Below are 20,577 nucleotides of genomic sequence, written 5' to 3'. Positions count from 1 at the left end.
CTTAGTGCGGCACGGCGCGCGGCGCAATCGGCTTGTGACCGGCAACACTGGTGGCGCAGCCGAAAAAGTGGCGCTTCATGGCGACGTTCAGGCCTGCGGCGCGCAGGGCTTCGGCCATATGTGCACAATCACCGAAACCACGGGTGTAATCGCCGATCATGGAAAAATCTTGCGCACCTTTCAGAAACAGCTTTTCGATCAGGGGCAGGGCGCGATCCAGATAAAAGCGGTAGAACGGGCGCAAAATCCAGCCCTTGGGGTCTGAGGCCTCGATCAGGGCGAAACTGCCGCCGTCGTGCAACAGGCGCGCGATCTGACGGGCCAGAACAGTCTGTTGGCTGGGATTAAAGGTCTTGAGCCCAAAGGTCGAAATCAACAGGTCTGCGCTGCCTTCGGGCAAGATATCCTGCAGCGCATTGGCCGCCAGATGTTCGATCTGGCCTTCGCGGCCGCTGTGCAGCCGAGCGACCGCCTCGCGGTGCATCCTTGGGGAAATATCGATCGCGCGAATGCGCGCGCGGGGAAGGGCTTTCAAAACATGCGGCCAGACCTCGCCGGTGCCGGCCATCAGATCAACCACGACCGGAAGCGGGGGCGGGGCATCGCCCAGCTGACCATCCCTGATCCGCGCAATCTGCCGTTGCCCGATCAAGCGCGAGACGCACTGTCGGCGCCAAAGCCACACAAAGCCGAACGAACTGATTGCCGACCACCGGCGATAGTTGCCGCTGCATCGGTCAAACAAATCAGCCACATAGGCGGGGTCGTAGATGTCCTTGTCCATGCCCCACGCTAGCCAGCCGCACCCCGCCTGACAATCGCACAAACTCCAAAACTCTTCTGTTTCGATAAACCCCCGCCTGAGGCATCCGCCCTTGCAACCTCGCGCGACCCGCTTATTGAAGGAGCATGACGTTTCGCAGCCATATGGACAGTGCCTTATCCGAGGCCCGCGCTGCCGCCGCGCGCGGCGAAGTCCCGGTGGGGGCAGTGATCGTCGATGCCGGTGGCAGGGTGCTAGCCGCCGCCGGCAACCGCACGCGTGAATTGAACGACCCGACGGCGCATGCCGAAATGCTTGCGATCCGCGCGGCCTGTGCGGCGCTGGACCAGGAACGGCTGACGGGCTGCGACCTTTATGTGACGCTGGAACCCTGTCCGATGTGCGCCGCCGCGATCAGCAACGCCCGCATCGCACGGCTGTATTACGGGGCAAGCGATCCGAAATCCGGCGGCGTGGCCCATGGCGCGCGGGTGTTCACCCATCCGCAGTGCCATCACGTGCCCGAGGTGTATGATGGGATATCGGCCCAGGCCGCGGGCGCGCTGCTGAGCGACTTTTTCGCCAATCGGCGCTGATTGAAACCACACAGTTTCCGCGGCAAATCCCGCGTGGATTTTTGCCGTCAGATCGTGATCACCTCCAGCACATCAGGCGTCAGCACATCAACATCGGGCAACGCTGCCACCAATTCGTCGGCCGATTGTTCAAGGATCGGAAAGGTCTTGTAGTGGCACGGAATCAACGTCTTGAAATTGAAATAGCGTTTGGCCGCATAGGCCGCGCGCGCCATATCCATCGTGTAGTGCCCGCCCGCGCACAGGATGCCCACATCGGGTTTGTGCAGATCGCCCATCCAGTCCATATCGGCCATGATGTCGGTGTCGCCGCTGAAATAGATCGTGTGCCCTTCGCCTGCGATCATGAAGCCCGCCTCGGAGCCCGCATAGGTCGGGCGGCCACCGTCAAAATCAATGCTCGAGGAATGGCTGGCATTCACCATCGTGACCTTAACGCCATCAAGGTTCATCGTGCCACCCTTGCCAAAGCCGATGGTTTTCACGCCCTCCGTGGCGCTCCAATGCTCGGACAATTCGTGGATGCACAGAATCGCAATGCCCAATTCGCGGGCAATCCCAAGCGCGTTGCCCGCATGGTCCCCATGTCCGTGCGAGAGCAGGATATGGGTCGCGCCCGCAATCGCCTCGGCGCGCCGATCTTCGGGGAATGCGGGGTTTCCCGCCAACCAGGGATCAACCAGCAGCACCTGCCCGCCAATTTCAATCCGGAAACTTGAATGCCCTAGCCAGATAATCTTCATCGCTGCCTCCTTTTCCATCACCGCAGTCTAACCCGGTGCGCAGTCATTGCCAGATCGTTGTCGCACCTTGCGACCTGTGTCGCGTGGCGGTAAACGCGACTGAACTGACAAAAACCCGGAGACAACCATGTCAATCGACACGGAAACAGCCCGCAAGGTGGCCCATCTGGCCCGCATCAAGGTCGAGGAAGACGCATTGCCAGCTCTGGCGTCGGAATTCAGCGCGATTCTTGATTTTATCGAGCAGTTGAACGAAGTGGATGTGGAGGGCGTTGCGCCGATGACGTCGGTCACACCCCAGCGTCTGAAGCGCCGCGATGATGTGGTCACCGACGGCAATCAGCAGGCCGCCGTGCTGGCCAATGCGCCCGATGCCCGCGAGGGGTTTTTTGCCGTGCCAAAGGTGGTTGAATAATGTCTGACCTGACCAAACTGACAATCAGTGCCGCCCGTGACGCCCTGCGCAAGGGGGATATGACCAGCGCCGAGCTGACCACCGCCTGTCTTGCTGAAATCGACAAATCCGATGCGCTGAATGCCTTTGTGCACAAGACGCCCGAGATCGCGATGGAACAGGCCAAAGCGGCTGATGCGCGCCAGTCAAAAGACGCGCCATCTTTGAATGGTATTCCCTTGGGGATCAAAGACTTGTTCTGCACAAAAGGTGTGCCATCACAGGCCGCCAGCCGAATTCTCGAAGGGTTCAGGCCCGAATATGAAAGCACCGTGACAACGCAGTTGTTTGACGCAGGCGCGGTGATGCTGGGCAAGCTGAACATGGACGAATTCGCAATGGGGTCCAGCAACGAAACCAGCACCTATGGCAATGCGGTGAACCCCTGGCGGCGTGGCAATGATGATGCCGCATTGACGCCGGGCGGGTCGTCGGGCGGGTCCGCTGCGGCGGTGGCCGCTGATCTGTGCCTTGGCGCAACCGGTACCGATACGGGCGGGTCCATTCGCCAGCCTGCGGCCTTTACCGGTATCACGGGCATCAAACCGACCTATGGCCGCGTCAGCCGCTGGGGTGTTGTCGCCTTTGCCTCAAGCCTGGATCAAGCCGGGCCGATGACCAAGGACGTGCGCGATGCGGCGATCATGCTGCAGGCCATGTGTGGTCATGATCCCAAGGACAGCACCAGCGCCGATCTGGCCGTGCCTGACTTTGAGGCTGCATTGACGGGTGACATCAAGGGCAAGACCATCGGCATCCCCAAGGAATACCGCATGGAGGGCATGCCCAGCGAAATTGAACAGCTTTGGGCCGATGGCACGGCCATGCTCAAGGATGCAGGTGCGAAAATCGTCGATATCAGCCTGCCGCACACGAAATACGCGCTGCCCGCCTATTATGTGATCGCGCCTGCCGAAGCGTCTTCGAACCTTGCGCGCTATGACGGTGTGCGTTTTGGCCATCGCGCCAAACTGGCAGCAGGTGACGGTATTACCGAAATGTATGAAAAGACGCGCGCCGAAGGGTTTGGCCACGAGGTGCAGCGCCGCGTCATGGTCGGCACCTATGTGTTGTCGGCCGGTTTTTATGATGCCTATTACAACCGCGCCCGCAAGGTCCGCACCCTGATCAAGAAAGACTTTGAGGATGTGTTTGCCCAAGGCGTCGATGCGATCCTGACACCGGCCACGCCCTCGGCCGCCTTTGGTCTGGGCGACATGACGGATGCCGATCCGGTGCAGATGTATCTGAACGATGTGTTCACGGTTACGGTGAACCTGGCCGGATTGCCCGGAATTGCCGTGCCTGCGGGTGTGGATCGTCAGGGGCTGCCGCTGGGGCTGCAACTGATCGGGCGCCCGTGGGAAGAGGCGGATTTGCTCAATACCGCCTATTCGTTGGAACAAGCAGCCGGGTTTGTAGCCAAACCGGCCAAGTGGTGGTAAGACGCGCCAAATTGCAAAAGGCAGGATGTGCAATGAAAAAGTTTCTGATCTTGGTCGTGGCCGGTGTGGCACTTGCAGGCTGCGCACAACAGGTGCCTGACAGCGGGGCTGGCGTCGGCTTTGGCGACTATGCCCAATACGAGATTGATCGCGCGCGCCGCGAGGCGCAGTTGCAAAGCCGCACTGTCCCCGCTGACGCCCCCGCGACGCTTCCGGCTGCCCCCGTGGTCAGCGAAAGCGCGATTCCATCGTCAGAACTCGCAGCCGCCGGGATCGGCGCGCAAACCCCTGTGGCTGCCGATGCAGGCGCAGGCGTTGCTGCAGCACCGGGTGGTGCGCCGGTCGAATCCGCAGACCTTTCTGACGAACAGAGCTTTGAAGCGGTGACGGGCCGCGAAAGCATCGAGTCAGCCGCCGAACGCCGCGCCGCCCAGGCCGCAGCCTATCAGGTTGTCGAACCCACGGCGGTGCCCGAACGCGATGGCGGTGTTGGCCCCAATGTCGTGCAATACGCGCTGGAAACGACCAACGCCAAAGGCGTGGCGGTCTATAGCCGCTCCAGCCTGTCGGGTCAGGCGCGGTTCCGACGCAATTGTGCCGATTATCGTTCGGCTGACGATGCGCAGCGCGACTTTCTGGCCCGTGGCGGCCCCGAACGCGACCCACGCGGGATCGATCCTGATGGCGATGGATTTGCCTGTGGCTGGGATCCGACCCCGTTCCGTCTGGCAGCGGGCAACTGATCAGCTTTGCGTCACCGAACTGCGGCCCGCGCCGCGATGGCGCACGCCCTGATATCGTCGTGATCCACTACACGGCGATGGCCGATCACGCCGCCGCGCGCGACTGGCTGTGCCACGCGGATGCGCAAGTTTCGGCACATTACATCATCTCGGCGCGGGGCGAGGTCGATCAACTGGTCGATGAAGACGCGCGCGCCTGGCACGCCGGCGCTGGCCGCTGGGGGGACGTGGAAGACGTCAATTCGCGGTCCATCGGGATTGAATTGTCCAACATTGGCACCGCGCCCTTTGCCGCCGCGCAGATGGACGCATTGGAAGCGTTGCTGGCGGGGATCGTCGCGCGCTGGGACATTCCCCCGCAGCGGGTCATTGGCCATTCCGACATGGCACCGGGGCGCAAGATTGACCCGGGCGCGCGGTTTGACTGGGCGCGCCTTGCGCGGGGTGGTCTGTCCATTCAACTGACCCATATTGACGGGCAAAACACTGATCCTGCGCGGTTTTTCGATGACTTGCGCGTCGCCGGATACACCGCTGATGCCGACCACGCTGCCCTGCTTTCGGCCTTTCGCCTGCGTCACCGCCAGGGCGCGACAGGTCCGCTGGACGCTTTTGACTGCGCATTGGCCGCGCAACTGGCCCAACGCTTTCCCGTTGACCAAACCGTTTCCAGCGCCTAAGTCGCAGATCGCGCGGATGGCTGGATGGCCGCGGGTGGCAACACCCGAGGAAAGTCCGGACTCCACAAGGCATGGTGCCGGGTAACGCCCGGCGGGGGAAACCCTAGGGAAAGCGCCACAGAAAACAAACCGCCCCGGACGTGATCCGGGGTCAGGGTGAAACGGTGGGGTAAGAGCCCACCGCACGCGTGGCAACACGGGTGGCACGGCAAGCCCCACCAGGAGCAATGCCAAATAGGGGCCCCGCGCGGGCAGGTGCCGCAAGGCATACCGCCGCAAGGATGCCTGAACCCGAGGGGCCCGGGTTGGCAGCTAGAGGGCGGTTGGCAACAGCCGCTCAAGATGAATGGTCATCCAGTCGGGGAAACCCGATGGACAGAATCCGGCTTACAGGCCATCCGCGCATTTATCCTTTTTCAGCGGCCGCCACGTTGGCTTTGACACTACGAAACGCATCCGGCGTGACCGAGATTGAATCAATTCCAAACCCCACCAGACGTTTGGCAAAGGCGGGATCGTTACTGGGCGCCTGACCGCAGAACCCGACCTTGGCCCCGACCGCATGGGCGCGGGTGATCATCTGTTCAATCATCCAAAGCACGGCGGCGTTGTCCTCTTTGAACAGCGGCGCGAGGGTTTCATTGTCACGGTCCACCCCAAGCGTCAGCTGGGTGAGGTCATTCGAGCCAATTGAAAACCCGTCGAACCGTTTGGCAAATTCTTCGGCCAGAATGACGTTGGCAGGGATTTCGCACATCACATAGACCTGCAAGCCATCCTTGCCGCGTTCCAGCCCGTTTTCGGCCATGACCTCAAGCACGCGGTCGGCTTCGTCGGGGGTGCGGCAGAAGGGGATCATCATCAGGATGTTGTCGAACCCCTTGACGCCGCGTGCCTTGGCGATGGCCTGACATTCCAGCGCGAACCCGTCCTTGTAGGCATCCGAATAATAGCGGGACGCGCCGCGCCAGCCGATCATCGGGTTTTCCTCTTTGGGTTCAAACTGGGTGCCGCCCAGAAGGGCCGCGTATTCATTGGTCTTGAAATCCGACATGCGCACGATCACCGGATTGGGGTAATGCACCGCGGCAATCCGCGACAGACCCAGCGCAAGCGTATCGACAAAGTATTCCGGCTTTTGGTCGTAACCACGGGTGAGGGTCTCGATTTCATCTTTCACGGCGTCATCTGTCAACTGATCAAACCGCGTCAGCGCAAGCGGGTGCACCTTGATCGCGTTGTTGACGACGAATTCCATACGCGCGAGCCCGACACCATCGGCAGGCAGCCGCCACCAGCGTGATGCCGCAGACGGGTTGGCCATATTGAACATGACCTTGGTTTTCGTGTCGGGCAGATCGCCCAGATCGATATCCTCGACCTCGATCTTGGCGTAGCCGGCGTAAACATAGCCTTCTTCGCCCTCGGCGCAGCTGACCGTGATCTCTTGGTCGTCGTGCAGGATATGGGTGGCGTTGCCGGTGCCGACGATGGCGGGCAGGCCCAATTCGCGGCTGACAATCGCGGCGTGGCTGGTGCGCCCGCCATGATCGGTGACGATGGCGCTGGCGCGCTTCATGATCGGCACCCAATCGGGATCGGTCGTCTGGGTCACAAGGATTGCGCCGTCGACAAAATTGTCGATGTCGGCAGCGGTTTCGATCAGGCACACGGCCCCCGTCGCCACGGCCCCGCCGACGGATAGCCCCGTTAACAGGCGTTCGCCGGTTTCGGTCACGTTGTAGGATTTCATCGCGCCGACTTCGGCCCGTGATTGCACCGTTTCGGGGCGCGCCTGCACGATATACAGCTTGCCGGTGTTGCCATCGCGCGCCCACTCCATGTCCATCGGGCAGCCATAGTGGTCTTCGATTGTGCTGGCCTGGCGGGCCAATTCGCAGATTTCGTCCTCGGACAGCACGAACTGCGCGCGCTCGGCGCGGCTGGTGCGCACGTTTTTCACCGCCTTGCCGCCGCCTGCATAGATCATCTTGATTTCTTTGGCACCAAGCGTGCGTTCAACGATGGGTTTGCGTTTTTTGTCTTTCAGGAAGGGCTTGTAGACCATGTATTCATCCGGCGTGACCGCCCCCTGCACCACGTTTTCGCCCAAACCCCAAGCGGCGTTGATCAGCACGACCTTGTCAAAGCCAGATTCCGTGTCGATAGAGAACATCACACCCGATCCGCCGATATCCGAGCGCACCATTTGCTGCACGCCAATCGACAGGGCCACGGCCATATGATCAAAGCCCTGGAGTGTGCGGTAGGTGATCGCGCGGTCGGTGAACAGCGAGGCATAGCAGCGCTTGCAGGCGGCCAGCAGGGCTGCATCCCCTTCGACGTTCAGGAATGTTTCCTGTTGTCCGGCAAAACTGGCATCGGGCAGGTCTTCGGCAGTTGCCGAGGATCGCACGGCGACGGAAGGATTTTCCTGCCCGGTGCGGCGCGCCATTTCGCGGTAGGCGGTCAGGATATCGGCCCGCAGGTCATCGGGCCAGTCGCCCGCGTTGATCATCGCACGGATTCGGGTGCCGGCCTCGTGCAGGGTGATCTTGTGGGTGGCAAGGGCATCCATTTCGGCGGCGATGCGGGTTTGCAGATCGTTGGCCGCAATAAAGCCGCGATAAGCGTCCGAACTGGTCGCGAAACCTGTTGGCACATCAATGCCCTTGGGCCCCAGCGTGCGGACCATTTCGCCCAGTGACGAATTCTTGCCACCCACGCGCGCAACATCGCCCCGCGCGAGGTGTTCAAACCAAATGACGTTCTCAGACATGGATATTCTCCCAATAGGTGTATGGGGGCAGTGTATTCCTGCTTGTGCGGGGCCGCTTTGACGCACGTCATGGCCGGGTTCTGCCGACTGGAATAAAGTAAAGGGGATATCGCAACACAGGGGAGAAAACCTATGGACGCGCAAGCACTTGTCGCACTTGCCGAAAAGATCGAACAAGAGCCGCTTTATGATGCGGGCCTGTGCAAACTCGCCTTTGACGGGGTGGAGACGAAGCTGCCGGACGTTGATCAGGCGATGATCCGCAACGGGGCAATGGGCGGCGTGGATGCCGTTTTGATGGTGATCGACCACGGGTTGCCCGGCTGGGCGATTTCGCTGCAAGGCACCGCCAGCGAGGTGCATGGCCACTGGACCTGTTCACTGCGCCGCCAGATCGGGCGCGACGACGATCCGGCCATGGGTGTCGCCAAGGGGCCGAAATTGTCCAACGTGATGATTGCCGCATTGCTCAAGGCGCTGACACGCAAGGACATGCGCTAGCCCGCACGGTTCAGGGTTGACAGCATCACCCGAGGCGTTAAGTAGCGGGCTTCTAATTCACGCACGCGTAGGGCCACAGCGCGCCCCGCTTAACCGAGGACAAGTGACATGGCGAAGCCGACCACGATCAAAATCCGCCTGAACTCCACCGCGGGGACCGGGCACTTTTATGTGACCAAGAAAAATGCACGCACGATGACCGAAAAAATGACGGTCAACAAATATGACCCCGTTGTGCGCAAGCATGTCGAATACAAGGAAGGCAAGATCAAGTAATCTTGCGTTTCCGGGACAGTGAAAAAGGGGCCGCGCAATCTGCGCGGCCTTTTCGCGTTTTAGGACGGGTTTGTCAGTTTCAGGGTGGCCCGGGTCCAGATGCGCAGCTCTGACGCGGTGGCCAGCACAAGGCTTTCGCCCGTCCAAGAAAAGCCGAATGCGCGGATGTCGTCGGCTTCCTTGGCCATCAGATAGAATGTCGTGCCCATGCCGCGCTGCACCTGCGCCAAGGCGTGAATCGACGCATCAGGCGGTTGCAGGATGCAATAGGTTTCCGGCCAGCACAGGCTGATCCGGTCAACATGCCAGCCATCGCTGGTCACGGCCCGCAACCCGCCTCCATCCATGCCCGCCATATCGAAACGCTCGGCTGCGGGGTGATCAAGGCGCGCGGCCTTGAGGGGCGGTGCGTCATAGCCATCGGCGTCCTCGTTGCGGTAGCGCAGCGTGCCGCTGCGGCAATCGACAACGCTTTGACCGTTTTCCGCAACGATCAACATTTCCTCGCTTGTGCGATCAAACCCGACGGCCACCAGCCCGCCAATGGCATGGGTTCCCACGGGGTGCCAGATATCAGCGGTTTCCACAGCGCGCGCCGCCAACAACGCATCGCGCACCGGGTCAAGGCCATCCGCCTGCTTGGCGGCGAACAGATTCTGCATCAGCTTCAAGGTTGGCTTTCCTTATGGCTCGCGCCAAAAGCTAGCAAGCCAAGCACCCGGCGGGATAGGAAAATCACCGCCGTGCCGGTGTTCAAGCGGGAAGTCGCCGCACCTCAGGACAGCAGCGTATAGGCCATCAGCAGCAAAAGACCGGCCTGCGCGGCCAGTGTCGCCGCCATCCCCCACATGCGAAACCGCCAGTGGGTGCCGTGGATCGTGAAATAGGCGGCGTGCAGTGCGCGCCCCAGCGTGAACAGCATTGCCAGGCCCGCCAGCAGCTCCGTATCGATGCCTTGGAATTCAAGCAGCGCGATCAGGATCAGCGCCAGCGGTATCTGTTCGGCGGCATTGGCATGACCGCGGATACGTTTTGTCATGATCCGGTTGCCATCATCGCCCAGCACGATCCCGTCGCGCCTGCGCAGCCGGATCACCCGCCACGTCAGGATCAGATAGATCAGCCCATTGGCAAACACCGACAGGTTGGTGACGGGCAAGGCGTTTTCGATCATGGCGGTGTCCCTCCTAGCCCGTCCACGGGCGTGACTGCTTGATTGCAAGGGCGCCATTGACGTCGAATTTAAACGCGATGTCCAATGCAAACGTCGGGTCGGTGTCGCGCTGATACAGCGTTTTGAAATGGTCGTGGACCGTTTTCAGGTGCGAAATCAACTGCATCAGGTCGGCGCGGGCGATCACTGCCGTTTGCCGCGCCACAAGGGTCGAGCTGCGCACATAGATTGTTTCATAAGACTCTGCGTTGCGTATATTCAGATCCTTGATCAGCAGCACGCCCATTGCCGCACCCAGATGGTCGATGCGATAAAAGTTGCGTTCTTCAAAGGCGCGGGCGTTCCAAAGGCTGGCCCAGACCTGTTTGATCGATTTGCTGATATGTCCCTCGTCAAGGCGGTGGGTATAGGAATCATAAAGCCCCGCACCGGTGAACCCGACCAGATCTTCGTGATCGGCCAACGGGGTGGGCATGGGCGCATCCTTGATCGCGCGGCGGATGGATTTCAGCATCTTGGGGCGTTTGGTTTCATCGGCAAAGTCAGGATCAGCCATTTCGGTGCGGATCAGGTCATAAAGCCCGTTGGCCAGCATGAAGGTGCGATAAAACGAAAATGGCACTGCGAACCCGTCAGGCACATACATCGGGTCAATTGCGCGGCGCAGTTCGGCGAGATTCGTGGCCTTGGCCCCGAATGCATCCGCCTGATCGAAACGCAGATCCGACAGTGGCACAATCGCGCGCGGGATCAGGTCGCGTGGCGGTGTTTGCTCCCGGGCGGGAGCACGCCTGCGACCAGCGGCAGATCATTGGGCAGGCGGTCGTAAATCACGATGTCGGAGGGGGCTGGCGGGCGGCGTTCGGTCCCGTCGATCACCCGCAGAGCGCCAACGGCCGTGCCAAGGTTGAGCGGGTTAAAGCGTACATCCTCGAATATCTCGAAAGTCCAGATTGTCGGGACAGCGAAGGCGGCAAAGAGCTCGGCTTCTTCGGTCAGGCGCGCCTCTTGAATGTCGCCCGAAGGGTGAAACGCCAGCGTTTCGCGGGCAAAGGGCATCGCCTCGGACAGCATCCCATAGGTGCGGGCGACTGCCATCGCGCCTATTGGGTCGGTCGGCCAGAATTCTAGCACATATAGGCCGGGACTGCCGCCGGGGCGAGTATAGTTGTCATAGGCGACGATATTGCCGACGATAAAGCGCCGGTTGTCGGTGAAATAGGTCACGCGGTTGAAATCGGCCACGGACAGACCAACACCCAGTTCATCGCGGGCAAAATAGTAATGCAGTGGGTTCAGGTTGCTGTTCATGAACACAAGCTGGGGCGCGTCTGTGTCGACATCGGTGATGATAAACTTGACTTCGCGCAGGCCCAACGCACCGGGAACATCGTCGCGCACGGCAAAGCGATCAAAGGCGGCGCGGTCTTGCAGGGTGGTATCGCTGACCTGCCGCCCTGGGGCGCTGACACCTGATCCGCAGTCAACGCAGTAGGCGTCCAGCGGCAGCGCGCGCAGGCGCACATGGCGGGGGAAACGTGGTGTCATGGCATGTCCTTGCGGGGTGCATTGACAACATGACGGATGTGGATGGCCAAGTCTTGGATATAAAAAAAGCCCCCGTGATGACACGGGGGCTTTGAACGGTGGTGTGCAGCGCTGCCTAGTTGCGGTTGCCCAGCAGTTGCAGCAGGAACATGAACATGTTGATGAAATCAAGATAGAGGTTCAGCGCGCCCATGATGGCGGCCTTGCCCAACCATTCCTGATCGCCATGGTGGGCGTGTTCCAGGTAGGTGTTCTTGATGTTCTGGGTGTCATAGGCGGTGAGGCCTGCAAAGATCAGCACACCGATCATCGAAATGGCATACATCATCACCGGCGATTGCAGGAAGATGTTGATGACCATCGCCACGATCAGGCCGATTACGCCCATGATCAGGAAGCTGCCCCAGCCGCTGATGTCTTTCTTTGTCGTATAGCCGTACAGCGACAGGCCCGCGAAAGCGATCGAGGTCACAAGGAAGACCTGAATGATCGAATACCCGGTGAAGCTGAGGAAGATCCAGCTGATCGACACGCCCATCGCCAGTGCAAAGACGTAGAAGAACAATTGCGCGCCAGCCGCTGACAAACGGTTAATCATCGCGCCAAAGGCGAAAACCATCACCAGCGGCAGGAACATGACCACCCAGCGCAGTGGTGTCGTGTAAAGCGTCACGCCAAAGTCGGACAGGAATGTGCCGTTTGACAGTTGCGCAGCGGCGGTTCCGGCATCAGCCGTGGCCAGGCCGGAAATGGCCCATGCGGCCAGCGCCGTGATAATCATGCCCACGGACATGGTGCCGTAAACTTTGTTCATGTGGGCGCGAAGCCCTGCATCGATATCAACGCTGCGGGCACCTACGCCAGCGTCCATCGGTCTGTAGTCAGCCATCAAAGCCTCCAAGGTTGAACGGGTTGCACCGCACATGCGGTATCCTTGGTGCCGATATTGGCGTATTTCCCCGCGTTTTCAAGGAATACCGGACGCGGAATATGCAAAAATCCAATCAATTCACGCAGTGTTGTGCGAAAGGACCGGATTCTTTTGCATATTTAAAGGGATCAGGCGCGCCAGCCCGTTGGCACGTCCCAGACGGGGCGGGCGGCTTCGCGGCGCGCATCTTCGCGGCTCAACCCGATGTCACACAGGCGGGCATCGTCAAGGCGGGCAAGCGCACGGCGCTGCTGCCAGACCACAAGGGCTTCGGCAAAAAGGCCAAGCGGTGAACGCAGGGCAGGGCGGCGGGCGGGGGCATAGTGCATGTCGTGGGTCATGGACATCGGATCGTCCTTTCAGGTTTGTGATGCTTTATCTGATTTGAATCAGGATGATTGATATATGGCTGATCCTGTGGCATATTGAAAATGAATGTTTGATAGTTAATGCATCACGGATATTGATATGCCCCGCAATCTTGATCTCACCGCCCTGCGGTCCTTTGTCGCCGTAGCCGATACCGGCGGCGTCACCAAGGCGGCGGGCGTGCTGCACCTGACGCAATCGGCGGTGTCGATGCAACTCAAACGGCTTGAGGACTCGATGGGTGTGTCGCTGTTTGACCGCTCGGCGCGCAGCATTTCCCTGTCGCCCAACGGCGAACAACTGTTGGGCTATGCGCGGCGGATGCTGTCGCTTAACGATGAAATCTACAGCCGCCTGACCGCGCAGGAATTCGAGGGCGAAGTGACGCTGGGCGTGCCGCACGACATTGTTTATCCGGTGGTGCCGCAGGTCTTGCAACGCTTTGCCGCAGAATATCCGCGGGTGCGGGTGCAATTGCTGACATCCTTTACCCGCGCGCTGAAAGACCAATACGCTAAGGGCGAGATCGACGTGCTGCTGACCACAGAAGACGAAGTGGGCGAGGGCGGCGAGACGCTAGCCATCAAGCCGCTGGTCTGGGTCGGCACGGAAAACGGCACCGCCTGGCGCAACCGCCCACTGCGTCTCGCCTTCGAGAAAAACTGCATCTTTCGCCAGGGGGTGCAGCGGCGCCTGTCCGAGGCGGGCATTCCATGGGAGATGGTGGTCGAAACCAACTCATCCCGCACGATCGAGGCCACAGTTTCCGCCGATCTGGCGGTGCATGCGCTGATCGAAGGGACTGAACCGCGTCACTGCGAACGGATCAACCACGGCGGAGCCTTGCCCGAATTGCGTCAGACCCGCATCAACATGTATCACCGCGCCAGCGACGATAGCCCCGTGGTTGGCGATTTGGCGGCGCTGATCCATGCGGCCTATCAGGCGCATTAGATCGTCACGACAACCTTGCCGGTTGATTTGCGGCTTTCCAGCAGGTCCAGCGCATCCTGTGCGCGGTCCAGCGGCAGGGCGTGGCTTACATGCGGGTGCAGGCGACCTTCGGCGTGCCAGTGCATCAATTCGGCCATGCTATCAGTCAGGGCGGCCGCGTTGAACGCCAGATACCCGCCCCAATAAAATCCGATCACGGTGATATTCTTGACCAGCAGGATATTGGCCGGAATTTGCGGCACGTCACCGCTGGCAAAGCCAATCACGATCACCCGCGCCTCGCGGTTGCAAGCCCCAAGCGCTGCCTTGAACAGGTCTCCTCCAACGGGGTCATAAACCACATCGGCCCCGCCCAGCGCCTTGACCTCGGCCTTGATGTCCGCGCTGGCGTCGATGCAGTGATCCGCCCCGGCGGCGCGGGCCACAGCCAGCTTGTCGGCGCCGCGCGCCACAGCAATCACGGTTGCGCCCATCGCCTTGCCGACTTCGACTGCCGTCAGACCCACACCACCCGCCGCACCCAGCACCAAAAGGGTTTCTCCCGCCTGCAAGTGCGCGCGCCGTGTCAGCGCCAGATGCGATGTGCCATAGGCGACCTGAAAGCCCGCCGCCTGTTCGTCGCTCATCGTGGCGGGCACGGCGCGGCACAGGGCGGCCGGGAACACCCCCGTTTCGGCCAGCCCGCCGCGCCCGCCAAATACTGCCACGCGGGTGCCGATGGCGGGGTCGGTGACATCCGCGCCCAGCGCCGTGACGGTGCCGCAGACCTCGAGTCCCAAGGTAAAGGGCGGCGGCGGCGTGTCTTGATAGGTGCCCTTGGCCATCAACAGGTCGGCAAAGTTCAGACCGCATGCGTGGATGCGCAAAGCAACTTCGCCCTCGGCCGGGGATGGCGCGTCGATCTCGGCCATTTCGGCCTTTGTTTCAAAGGATTTTACTTGAAATGCTCGCATATTGCCATCGCGCCCTTTTTGAGATTCGCCTTTAACGACTCTAGCTTTCCCTTTGGAAAATAGCCAGAATCGCCTCTGAACTCACTGAAATACTGACAAAAAGACAGGTTGACCGAGGGGTGCGTAAGCCCAAGACTGTCCTAAAGGTAAGGTCGGGTTATGCAACCGTTGCGTGTTTTGAGAAAATGGGCGCATTCAGACTTCGGTAGAAAACATGTGTTCGCTCAACGTGGTCACTGATTTTCTGCCGCGTGTTGCCGGAGCCCGAGTAAGCAAGAAGGAACGAAAGTATGAAGCACCCTGTTGATGTGCATGTGGGAAAGCGTATTCGCCACCGGCGCTGGATGAATGGCGTGACCCAGCAGCAACTTGCTGAACAGGTCGGGATCAAGTTCCAGCAGATCCAGAAATACGAGACCGGTATGAACCGCGTCAGTGCCTCGCGGCTATGGGATATTGCCCACGCCCTGACGGTGCCTGTGTCGTCCTTTTTCGAAGGCATGGAGACGGGCGCTGCGCCAAAGGATGCCTCGGGCAATATGCCCAACGACGTCCTGAGCGACAAAGAGGCGCTGGAATTGCTGCGCTCTTACTATGCGATTCCCGAAAACCAGCGCCGCCGGTTGTTCGATCTGGCCCGCGTCCTGAGCGAAGCGGCCTAATGCACGCTTGACCTTGCGACCCGACCCGCGCTAGCGCCTGTTGGCGTAGCGTCGGGGGCAAGATGACCGTTTACAGTAGTGACCTGCAGGCAGAGCTGATCCGTACGGCCCATGCAATGGCCGACGCGGCCCGCCCGGAGACCCTGCGCCATTTCCGCCAAACCGCCTTGGTCAGTGACAACAAGGATGGAGATGGCGGCTTTGATCCCGTGACCGAAGCCGACCGGAGCGCCGAACGCGCCATGCGCGCGGTGCTGGCTGAACTGCGCCCCGACGACGCTATTCTGGGCGAAGAATACGGCACCACCACCGGCACGAGCGGGCTGACCTGGGTGCTGGACCCGATCGACGGAACCCGCGGCTTTATCAGCGGCACGCCCACATGGGGTGTCCTGATTTCCGTTGCGGATGCGCGCGGCCCCCAGTTTGGCCTGATCGACCAACCCTATATTGGCGAACGTTTTGCTGGCGGCTTTGGCGTGGCCGAGGTTGTCGGGCCACATGGCACGGCACCGCTGAAAACGCGCCCCGAGCGCGATCTGTCTGCGGCAACCGTCCTGACCACCTTTCCCGAAGTGGGGTCCGAGGCCGAAGCCCGCGCCTTTCGCGCCGTGGCCGCGCAGACCCGCCTCGTGCGCTACGGGATGGATTGTTACGCCTATGCATTGGTTGCGGCAGGGCAGGTCGATCTGGTGGTCGAGGCAGGTTTGAACGCCTACGACATTCAGTCACCCATCGCCGTGATCACCGCCGCGGGCGGGATCGTTACCGACTGGCAGGGCGGTCCGGCCCATGACGGCGGGCGCGTGCTGGCGGCGGCAAACCCCGACATTCACGCGCAGGCGCTTGCGGTTTTGCAGGCTAGCCTTGCGGCGTGACCTGTGCCGCCGCGACTTGATCGGTATCAAGGACAGTCTTTCGGTGTCGCGCTACTTGGCGGCATGGAAAAACTTGCCGACTTTGATCACCCGCTTGTCGCACAGACCGCCGCAAGGCTGGTCGCCGACGCAAAGACCCCGCGCGAAAGTCTTGCGCGGATTTTCAACTATGTGCGTGACGACATTGCCTTTGCCTTTCCGCCCGATGGCGATTTCGTCAAGGCATCGGACACGATCAGGTCGGGGTATGGACAGTGCAACACCAAGGGCACTTTGTTCCTTGCCTTGTGCAAGGCCGCAGGCATTCCGGCGCGCCTGCATTTTTCAAAGATAACCAAGGAGATTCAGCGCGGATTCTTTACCGGTATCCCATATGCGCTGTTACCCGACCAGTTGTCCCATAGCTGGATCGAGGTTGACCTGGGTGGTGAATGGTATGCGATCGACAGCTATATCAACGATCAGAAACTTCATGACATGGCCGTCGCCGAACTGGCGCGGCGGAACTGGAAGACCGGGTTTTCCGTCAGTCTGGCCAAGGGTGCGGCAAGTGCCGATCTTGTCCTTGACGGCGCTCATTTTTCGCAGATGGCAGCGGTGGAAGGGGATGACGGTGTTTGGGGCGATCCGGCTCAATTTTATGCGCAGGGGGATTATCGCAACAAGGTGGGCCCGATCCGACAGCGGCTATATCGGATGTTTCTGCCACTGATCAACGGGCGCGTCGCGCGGTTGCGCGAGGGACGATGACAGGGCAAGCACTTGCCAGCCCATGTCACCCCCCTTAACCTGAGCATCACGCCGAGTCCTTCCCCCTTCTGTCGGCGCAGGTTGTCCAATCCACCGAAGGGGGTGGAGCGAAAGGACATCCCATGCCCACAACCCTGATCAGGCACGCCGACACCATTCTGACGATGGACGACACCCGCCGCGAACTACAAGGCGCGGATATTCTGCTGCGTGACGGCGTGATTGCCGGGATTGGCGCGATAGATGCACCGAATGCCCACGTGATCAACGCGCGCGGTTGTGTTGTCACCCCCGGTTTAGTCAACACCCATCATCACCTGTATCAAACCCTGACCCGCGCGGTGCCGGGCGGGCAGGACGCGCTGTTGTTCGGCTGGCTGCAAGCGCTCTATCCGATCTGGGCGCGCTTTGGCCCCGAAGAAATGTTTGCATCGGCGCAAGTGGGGCTTGCCGAATTGGCGCTGTCGGGCTGCACGATGAGCTCTGATCACCTGTATCTGTTTCCCAACGGGTCGCGCCTTGACGATACAATCGCCGCCGCCCAAGAGGTCGGCCTGCGGTTTCATCCCACACGCGGCGCGATGAGCATTGGTGAAAGCGACGGTGGCCTGCCCCCTGATTCCCTGGTCGAGGACGAAGCGGCCATCCTGAACGACTGCATCCGCGTGATCGACACCCATCATGATGCCAGCGTGGGCGCGATGGTGCGGGTGGGCGTTGCCCCCTGTTCGCCATTCTCCGTCAGTCGCGAATTGATGCGTGACGCCGCGATTCTGGCCCGCGACAAGGGCGTGATGCTGCATACCCATCTGGCCGAAAACGACGAGGACATCGCCTATTGTCTGGAAAAATTCGATTGCCGCCCGGGTCAATATGCCGAGGATCTGGGCTGGACGGGCAGGGATGTTTGGCATGCGCATTGCGTGAAGTTGGACGAACAAGAGATTGATTTATTTGCGCGTTCCGGCACCGGTGTCGCCCATTGCCCCTGTTCCAACTGCCGCCTTGGCAGCGGGATCGCACCTGTGCGGGCGATGCGCGATGCGGGGGTAAACGTGGGGCTGGGCGTCGACGGATCGGCCAGCAATGACGCGAGCAACCTGATCCTCGAGGCGCGCCAGTCGCTGCTGTTGCAACGGGTCGCGCGTGGCGCTGACGCGATGAGCGCGCGCGCGGCATTGGAGATTGCAACACGCGGTGGCGCGCAGGTCCTGGGCCGCGATGACTGCGGGCAGATCGCCGTGGGCAAACGCGCCGATCTGGCCATCTGGGACGTGTCCGGCGTGGAAAGTGCCGGCAGTTGGGACGCGGCGGCGCTGCTGCTGGCGGGGCCAACCCGCGTGCGCGATCTGATCGTCGAAGGGCGCGAAGTCGTGCGCGACGGTCAGATGGTCACGATTGATCTGGCGCGCGCGGTCACCACGCAAAACAGGCTTGCAGCAGATTTGCAGGGTTAAGGCTCGACAAAATGGACCACCCGCCCCTAGGGTGAGACAACGGTTCGGGAGGCTGTGATGCGGGGCGTTTTCTTCTCATTGTTTGCACTTCTCGCGCTGACAGCTTGTGTTGTGGTGCCGGTGCCGATTGCGGGCGGCACGGCGTCCGGTCCGGCGGCCCCGCTTGCGGCCGTTCCCACATCGGGATTTGGCGCCATGCTGAACAAGGCGCGCGCGGACAACGGGCTGGGTCCGCTTGCCCCGAATGCGCGTCTTGCTGCGGCGGCGCAAGTCCATGCCCAGGACATGGTGCAGCGTAGTTATTTTTCGCACCAATCGCCAAATGGCGCGACCCCCGCGACACGGGTGCGGGCGCAGGGCTACTGTTACCGCTTCCTGGCGGAAAATATAGGCAGCGGTCAGCCCAACGAAGCACGCATTGTTGCGGCCTGGATGGGCTCGCCCGATCACCGGGTGAACATGCTTGCCGGGCGCGCGCGCGAATACGGGTTGGGGCGCGTGGACGATATGTGGGTGCTTTTGCTGGCTGAGGCGTGCTAGCGCACCTTACCCTTCACCCAGACCTCTGCGATTGCGCGATCATCGCCCATCATGATTGTGGGAAACAGCGCTTCCCAGATGTCATTCGCAACGCCGGTGCGCTGGGCGATGGCTGGGGTCGAGGCAAGGTCGATCACGCAGATGTCTGCCGCCGCACCCTGGCTGAGCGATCCGATTTTCCCACCCATATGCAAGGCGCGCGCCGATCCTTCACTTGCCAGCCACATCAGTTGTGCGGGGTGTAACGGAACGCCGCGCAGCTGAGCGATTTCATAGGCCGCCGCCATCGTGCGCAGCATCGAAAAGGACGATCCTCCGCCCGTATCCGTAGCCAGCCCGATGCTGATGCCGCGCGCCTTGAGGCCCGCCATGTCGAACAGGCCAGAGCCGATAAAGGTGTTAGAGGTCGGGCAATGCACCACTGCGCCGCCGACCTCGGCGATGCGGTCAATTTCGCGCGGTTCAAGGTGGATCGCGTGGCCGTAAAGGCCGCGTTCGCCCAGCAGGCCCGCGCTTTCGTAGGTATCAAGGTAGTCGCGCGCCTGCGGGTGCAAATCGCGCACCCAAGCGATTTCATCGACCTGTTCGGACAGGTGCGTTTGCATCAGGCAATCGGGGTATTCGCGCCAAAGCGCGCCCAGGGCGTGCAACTGATCGGGCGTCGAGGTGGGCGTGAAACGTGGGGTGATCGCATAGGTGGCGCGGCCCTTGCCATGCCAACGCCCAAGCAGGGCCTTGCTGTCGTCATAGGCCGATTGCGCCGAGTCCCGCAGCCCGTCAGGGGCGTTGCGATCCATGCAGGTCTTGCCCGCGACCACGGCCATATCCCGCGCCTGCGCCGCGCTGAAAAACGCATCGACGCTTTCGGGGTGGATCGTGCAAAAGCTGGTCAGCGTAGTTGTGCCGTGGGCCAGCGCCAGATCCAGGGTGCGCGCGGCGATCTCGTCGGCGTAAGCGCGGTCACCAAACTGCATTTCCTCGGGGAAAGTATAGGTGTTGAGCCAATCAATCAGCCGCTTTCCCCAACTCGCGATCATCGCGGTCTGCGGATAATGCATATGCGCATCGACAAAGCCCGCCGTGATCAGGGCATTGCCGTAATCGTGGATTTTCGCCTGTGGATAATCGCGACGCAGGGCCGTGGCGGGGCCTGTCGCGGCAATGCGCCCATCCGCGACCAGCACCGCGCCCGCACTGTCATGATGGGTCACGTCGCGCCAGTCCGAAACGATGGGGTCGCCGGTAAACGAAAGGGTCTGCCCAAGAAGGAGATGCTGTGTCATTGTTGTAAAAATAGGCCGCGAAGCGCGCGGAGGTAAACTACGGATTTTCAAGAGAGACCTTCTTGCTGACGGTGGGTGATCCTCTATGCTGCGCGAAG

The 20,577-nt window shown here is 61.1% G+C and carries 24 protein-coding genes and 1 other RNA gene; 14 read left to right on the top strand and 11 right to left on the bottom strand.

Going from position 1 to position 20,577, the window contains the following annotated elements:
- Window position 1: 1 nt before the first annotated feature.
- Window positions 2-784 (bottom strand): class I SAM-dependent methyltransferase, encoded by a 783-nt coding sequence (locus FTO60_RS11320; RefSeq protein WP_148056057.1) that lies wholly within the window; start codon window positions 782-784, stop codon window positions 2-4.
- Between the two features lie 125 nt (window positions 785-909).
- Here FTO60_RS11320 and FTO60_RS11315 point away from each other — a divergent pair, with 125 nt between their 5' ends.
- Window positions 910-1,359 (top strand): nucleoside deaminase, encoded by a 450-nt coding sequence (locus tag FTO60_RS11315; protein WP_148056056.1) that lies wholly within the window; start codon window positions 910-912, stop codon window positions 1,357-1,359.
- 47 nt (window positions 1,360-1,406) lie between these two features.
- Here the strand turns inward: FTO60_RS11315 and FTO60_RS11310 are convergent, their stop codons facing one another.
- Window positions 1,407-2,102 (bottom strand): metal-dependent hydrolase, encoded by a 696-nt coding sequence (locus tag FTO60_RS11310; RefSeq protein ID WP_148056055.1) that lies wholly within the window; start codon window positions 2,100-2,102, stop codon window positions 1,407-1,409.
- A gap of 127 nt (window positions 2,103-2,229) precedes the next feature.
- Here FTO60_RS11310 and gatC point away from each other — a divergent pair, with 127 nt between their 5' ends.
- The 5 genes from gatC to rnpB all read left to right on the top strand — a co-directional run bounded on the left by gatC (window position 2,230) and on the right by rnpB (window position 5,830).
- A complete protein-coding gene (gatC, locus tag FTO60_RS11305; RefSeq protein WP_148056054.1) occupies window positions 2,230-2,517 on the top strand; it encodes an Asp-tRNA(Asn)/Glu-tRNA(Gln) amidotransferase subunit GatC in 288 nt (95 codons plus the stop codon).
- On the top strand, window positions 2,517-4,001 hold the full coding sequence (gene gatA / locus FTO60_RS11300) for an Asp-tRNA(Asn)/Glu-tRNA(Gln) amidotransferase subunit GatA (protein WP_148056053.1): 1,485 nt from the start codon (window positions 2,517-2,519) through the stop codon (window positions 3,999-4,001). Before gatC ends, gatA begins: the two co-directional genes overlap by 1 nt.
- A gap of 32 nt (window positions 4,002-4,033) precedes the next feature.
- Entirely contained in the window at window positions 4,034-4,744 is a 711-nt protein-coding gene (locus tag FTO60_RS11295) for a hypothetical protein (RefSeq protein WP_148056052.1), read from the top strand.
- Window positions 4,745-4,797: 53 nt separating this feature from the next.
- On the top strand, window positions 4,798-5,424 hold the full coding sequence (locus FTO60_RS11290; protein WP_172623935.1) for an N-acetylmuramoyl-L-alanine amidase: 627 nt from the start codon (window positions 4,798-4,800) through the stop codon (window positions 5,422-5,424).
- Window positions 5,425-5,436: 12 nt separating this feature from the next.
- Window positions 5,437-5,830: RNase P RNA component class A (gene rnpB / locus FTO60_RS11285), an RNA gene on the top strand.
- Here the strand turns inward: rnpB and ppsA are convergent.
- Complete coding sequence (gene ppsA, locus FTO60_RS11280; RefSeq protein ID WP_148056050.1) at window positions 5,831-8,203, bottom strand: phosphoenolpyruvate synthase; 2,373 nt, start codon at window positions 8,201-8,203, stop codon at window positions 5,831-5,833.
- Between the two features lie 132 nt (window positions 8,204-8,335).
- Here ppsA and FTO60_RS11275 point away from each other — a divergent pair, with 132 nt between their 5' ends.
- Both FTO60_RS11275 and rpmG read left to right on the top strand, forming a co-directional pair.
- Window positions 8,336-8,704, top strand: coding sequence for a hypothetical protein (locus FTO60_RS11275; RefSeq protein WP_148056049.1), 369 nt, complete (start codon window positions 8,336-8,338; stop codon window positions 8,702-8,704).
- Window positions 8,705-8,812: 108 nt separating this feature from the next.
- Window positions 8,813-8,980 (top strand): 50S ribosomal protein L33, encoded by a 168-nt coding sequence (gene rpmG / locus FTO60_RS11270; RefSeq protein ID WP_011750518.1) that lies wholly within the window; start codon window positions 8,813-8,815, stop codon window positions 8,978-8,980.
- Between the two features lie 59 nt (window positions 8,981-9,039).
- On the opposite strand, the gene FTO60_RS11265 is transcribed toward rpmG, so the two are convergent.
- The 6 genes from FTO60_RS11265 to FTO60_RS11240 form a co-directional block, all read right to left on the bottom strand.
- Window positions 9,040-9,651 carry a hypothetical protein gene (locus tag FTO60_RS11265; RefSeq protein WP_148056048.1) on the bottom strand — a complete coding sequence of 204 codons (612 nt, stop codon included), beginning with the start codon at window positions 9,649-9,651 and terminating at the stop codon, window positions 9,040-9,042.
- 104 nt (window positions 9,652-9,755) lie between these two features.
- The gene (locus tag FTO60_RS11260; protein WP_172623870.1) at window positions 9,756-10,154 is read right to left on the bottom strand and encodes an MAPEG family protein; all 399 of its coding nucleotides are present in this window, start codon (window positions 10,152-10,154) and stop codon (window positions 9,756-9,758) included.
- A gap of 13 nt (window positions 10,155-10,167) precedes the next feature.
- Complete coding sequence (locus FTO60_RS11255) at window positions 10,168-10,890, bottom strand: PEP/pyruvate-binding domain-containing protein (RefSeq protein ID WP_148056046.1); 723 nt, start codon at window positions 10,888-10,890, stop codon at window positions 10,168-10,170.
- A 14-nt stretch (window positions 10,891-10,904) separates the two neighbouring features.
- Window positions 10,905-11,702 (bottom strand): hypothetical protein, encoded by a 798-nt coding sequence (locus FTO60_RS11250; protein ID WP_148056045.1) that lies wholly within the window; start codon window positions 11,700-11,702, stop codon window positions 10,905-10,907.
- Between the two features lie 115 nt (window positions 11,703-11,817).
- Window positions 11,818-12,591 (bottom strand): Bax inhibitor-1/YccA family protein, encoded by a 774-nt coding sequence (locus FTO60_RS11245; protein WP_148056044.1) that lies wholly within the window; start codon window positions 12,589-12,591, stop codon window positions 11,818-11,820.
- Window positions 12,592-12,761: 170 nt separating this feature from the next.
- The gene (locus tag FTO60_RS11240; protein ID WP_148057136.1) at window positions 12,762-12,974 is read right to left on the bottom strand and encodes a DUF1127 domain-containing protein; all 213 of its coding nucleotides are present in this window, start codon (window positions 12,972-12,974) and stop codon (window positions 12,762-12,764) included.
- 127 nt (window positions 12,975-13,101) lie between these two features.
- Here FTO60_RS11240 and FTO60_RS11235 point away from each other — a divergent pair, with 127 nt between their 5' ends.
- Window positions 13,102-13,956, top strand: coding sequence for a LysR family transcriptional regulator (locus tag FTO60_RS11235; RefSeq protein ID WP_148056043.1), 855 nt, complete (start codon window positions 13,102-13,104; stop codon window positions 13,954-13,956).
- Here FTO60_RS11235 and FTO60_RS11230 read toward each other — a convergent pair.
- Window positions 13,953-14,909 (bottom strand): NADPH:quinone oxidoreductase family protein, encoded by a 957-nt coding sequence (locus FTO60_RS11230; protein ID WP_148056042.1) that lies wholly within the window; start codon window positions 14,907-14,909, stop codon window positions 13,953-13,955. The genes FTO60_RS11235 and FTO60_RS11230 overlap by 4 nt on opposite strands.
- Window positions 14,910-15,199: 290 nt before the next feature.
- On the opposite strand from FTO60_RS11230, the gene FTO60_RS11225 reads away from it, so the two are divergent.
- The 5 genes from FTO60_RS11225 (at window position 15,200) to FTO60_RS11205 (ending at window position 19,196) form a co-directional block, all read left to right on the top strand.
- A complete protein-coding gene (locus tag FTO60_RS11225; RefSeq protein ID WP_148056041.1) occupies window positions 15,200-15,571 on the top strand; it encodes a helix-turn-helix domain-containing protein in 372 nt (123 codons plus the stop codon).
- Window positions 15,572-15,633: 62 nt separating this feature from the next.
- The gene (locus FTO60_RS11220) at window positions 15,634-16,449 is read left to right on the top strand and encodes an inositol monophosphatase family protein (RefSeq protein ID WP_148056040.1); all 816 of its coding nucleotides are present in this window, start codon (window positions 15,634-15,636) and stop codon (window positions 16,447-16,449) included.
- 63 nt (window positions 16,450-16,512) lie between these two features.
- Window positions 16,513-17,199, top strand: coding sequence for a transglutaminase family protein (locus tag FTO60_RS11215; protein WP_148056039.1), 687 nt, complete (start codon window positions 16,513-16,515; stop codon window positions 17,197-17,199).
- Between the two features lie 122 nt (window positions 17,200-17,321).
- Window positions 17,322-18,656: an 8-oxoguanine deaminase gene (locus tag FTO60_RS11210; protein WP_148056038.1), complete on the top strand. Its 1,335-nt coding sequence runs from the start codon at window positions 17,322-17,324 to the stop codon at window positions 18,654-18,656.
- 57 nt (window positions 18,657-18,713) lie between these two features.
- Complete coding sequence (locus FTO60_RS11205; protein WP_148056037.1) at window positions 18,714-19,196, top strand: CAP domain-containing protein; 483 nt, start codon at window positions 18,714-18,716, stop codon at window positions 19,194-19,196.
- Here the strand turns inward: FTO60_RS11205 and guaD are convergent.
- Window positions 19,193-20,479, bottom strand: coding sequence for a guanine deaminase (gene guaD / locus FTO60_RS11200; protein ID WP_148056036.1), 1,287 nt, complete (start codon window positions 20,477-20,479; stop codon window positions 19,193-19,195). The genes FTO60_RS11205 and guaD overlap by 4 nt on opposite strands.
- Between the last annotated feature and the right edge of the window lie 98 nt (window positions 20,480-20,577).

The organism is Octadecabacter sp. SW4 (genome assembly GCF_008065155.1).
Classification (GTDB): domain Bacteria; phylum Pseudomonadota; class Alphaproteobacteria; order Rhodobacterales; family Rhodobacteraceae; genus SW4.
This window is presented reverse-complemented; position numbering and strand designations above follow the sequence as displayed.

What these genes read in the sequence shown, in the direction of transcription:
- FTO60_RS11320 (WP_148056057.1), bottom strand. Translation starts at nt 784, where the DNA reads ATGGACAAGGACATCTACGACCCCGCCTATGTGGCTGATTTGTTTGAC.
- FTO60_RS11315 (WP_148056056.1), top strand. Translation starts at nt 910, where the DNA reads ATGACGTTTCGCAGCCATATGGACAGTGCCTTATCCGAGGCCCGCGCT.
- FTO60_RS11310 (WP_148056055.1), bottom strand. Translation starts at nt 2,102, where the DNA reads ATGAAGATTATCTGGCTAGGGCATTCAAGTTTCCGGATTGAAATTGGC.
- gatC (WP_148056054.1), top strand. Translation starts at nt 2,230, where the DNA reads ATGTCAATCGACACGGAAACAGCCCGCAAGGTGGCCCATCTGGCCCGC.
- gatA (WP_148056053.1), top strand. Translation starts at nt 2,517, where the DNA reads ATGTCTGACCTGACCAAACTGACAATCAGTGCCGCCCGTGACGCCCTG.
- FTO60_RS11295 (WP_148056052.1), top strand. Translation starts at nt 4,034, where the DNA reads ATGAAAAAGTTTCTGATCTTGGTCGTGGCCGGTGTGGCACTTGCAGGC.
- ppsA (WP_148056050.1), bottom strand. Translation starts at nt 8,203, where the DNA reads ATGTCTGAGAACGTCATTTGGTTTGAACACCTCGCGCGGGGCGATGTT.
- FTO60_RS11275 (WP_148056049.1), top strand. Translation starts at nt 8,336, where the DNA reads ATGGACGCGCAAGCACTTGTCGCACTTGCCGAAAAGATCGAACAAGAG.
- rpmG (WP_011750518.1), top strand. Translation starts at nt 8,813, where the DNA reads ATGGCGAAGCCGACCACGATCAAAATCCGCCTGAACTCCACCGCGGGG.
- FTO60_RS11260 (WP_172623870.1), bottom strand. Translation starts at nt 10,154, where the DNA reads ATGATCGAAAACGCCTTGCCCGTCACCAACCTGTCGGTGTTTGCCAAT.
- FTO60_RS11250 (WP_148056045.1), bottom strand. Translation starts at nt 11,702, where the DNA reads ATGACACCACGTTTCCCCCGCCATGTGCGCCTGCGCGCGCTGCCGCTG.
- FTO60_RS11245 (WP_148056044.1), bottom strand. Translation starts at nt 12,591, where the DNA reads ATGGCTGACTACAGACCGATGGACGCTGGCGTAGGTGCCCGCAGCGTT.
- FTO60_RS11240 (WP_148057136.1), bottom strand. Translation starts at nt 12,974, where the DNA reads ATGACCCACGACATGCACTATGCCCCCGCCCGCCGCCCTGCCCTGCGT.
- FTO60_RS11235 (WP_148056043.1), top strand. Translation starts at nt 13,102, where the DNA reads ATGCCCCGCAATCTTGATCTCACCGCCCTGCGGTCCTTTGTCGCCGTA.
- FTO60_RS11230 (WP_148056042.1), bottom strand. Translation starts at nt 14,909, where the DNA reads ATGCGAGCATTTCAAGTAAAATCCTTTGAAACAAAGGCCGAAATGGCC.
- FTO60_RS11225 (WP_148056041.1), top strand. Translation starts at nt 15,200, where the DNA reads ATGAAGCACCCTGTTGATGTGCATGTGGGAAAGCGTATTCGCCACCGG.
- FTO60_RS11220 (WP_148056040.1), top strand. Translation starts at nt 15,634, where the DNA reads ATGACCGTTTACAGTAGTGACCTGCAGGCAGAGCTGATCCGTACGGCC.
- FTO60_RS11215 (WP_148056039.1), top strand. Translation starts at nt 16,513, where the DNA reads ATGGAAAAACTTGCCGACTTTGATCACCCGCTTGTCGCACAGACCGCC.
- FTO60_RS11210 (WP_148056038.1), top strand. Translation starts at nt 17,322, where the DNA reads ATGCCCACAACCCTGATCAGGCACGCCGACACCATTCTGACGATGGAC.
- FTO60_RS11205 (WP_148056037.1), top strand. Translation starts at nt 18,714, where the DNA reads ATGCGGGGCGTTTTCTTCTCATTGTTTGCACTTCTCGCGCTGACAGCT.
- guaD (WP_148056036.1), bottom strand. Translation starts at nt 20,479, where the DNA reads ATGACACAGCATCTCCTTCTTGGGCAGACCCTTTCGTTTACCGGCGAC.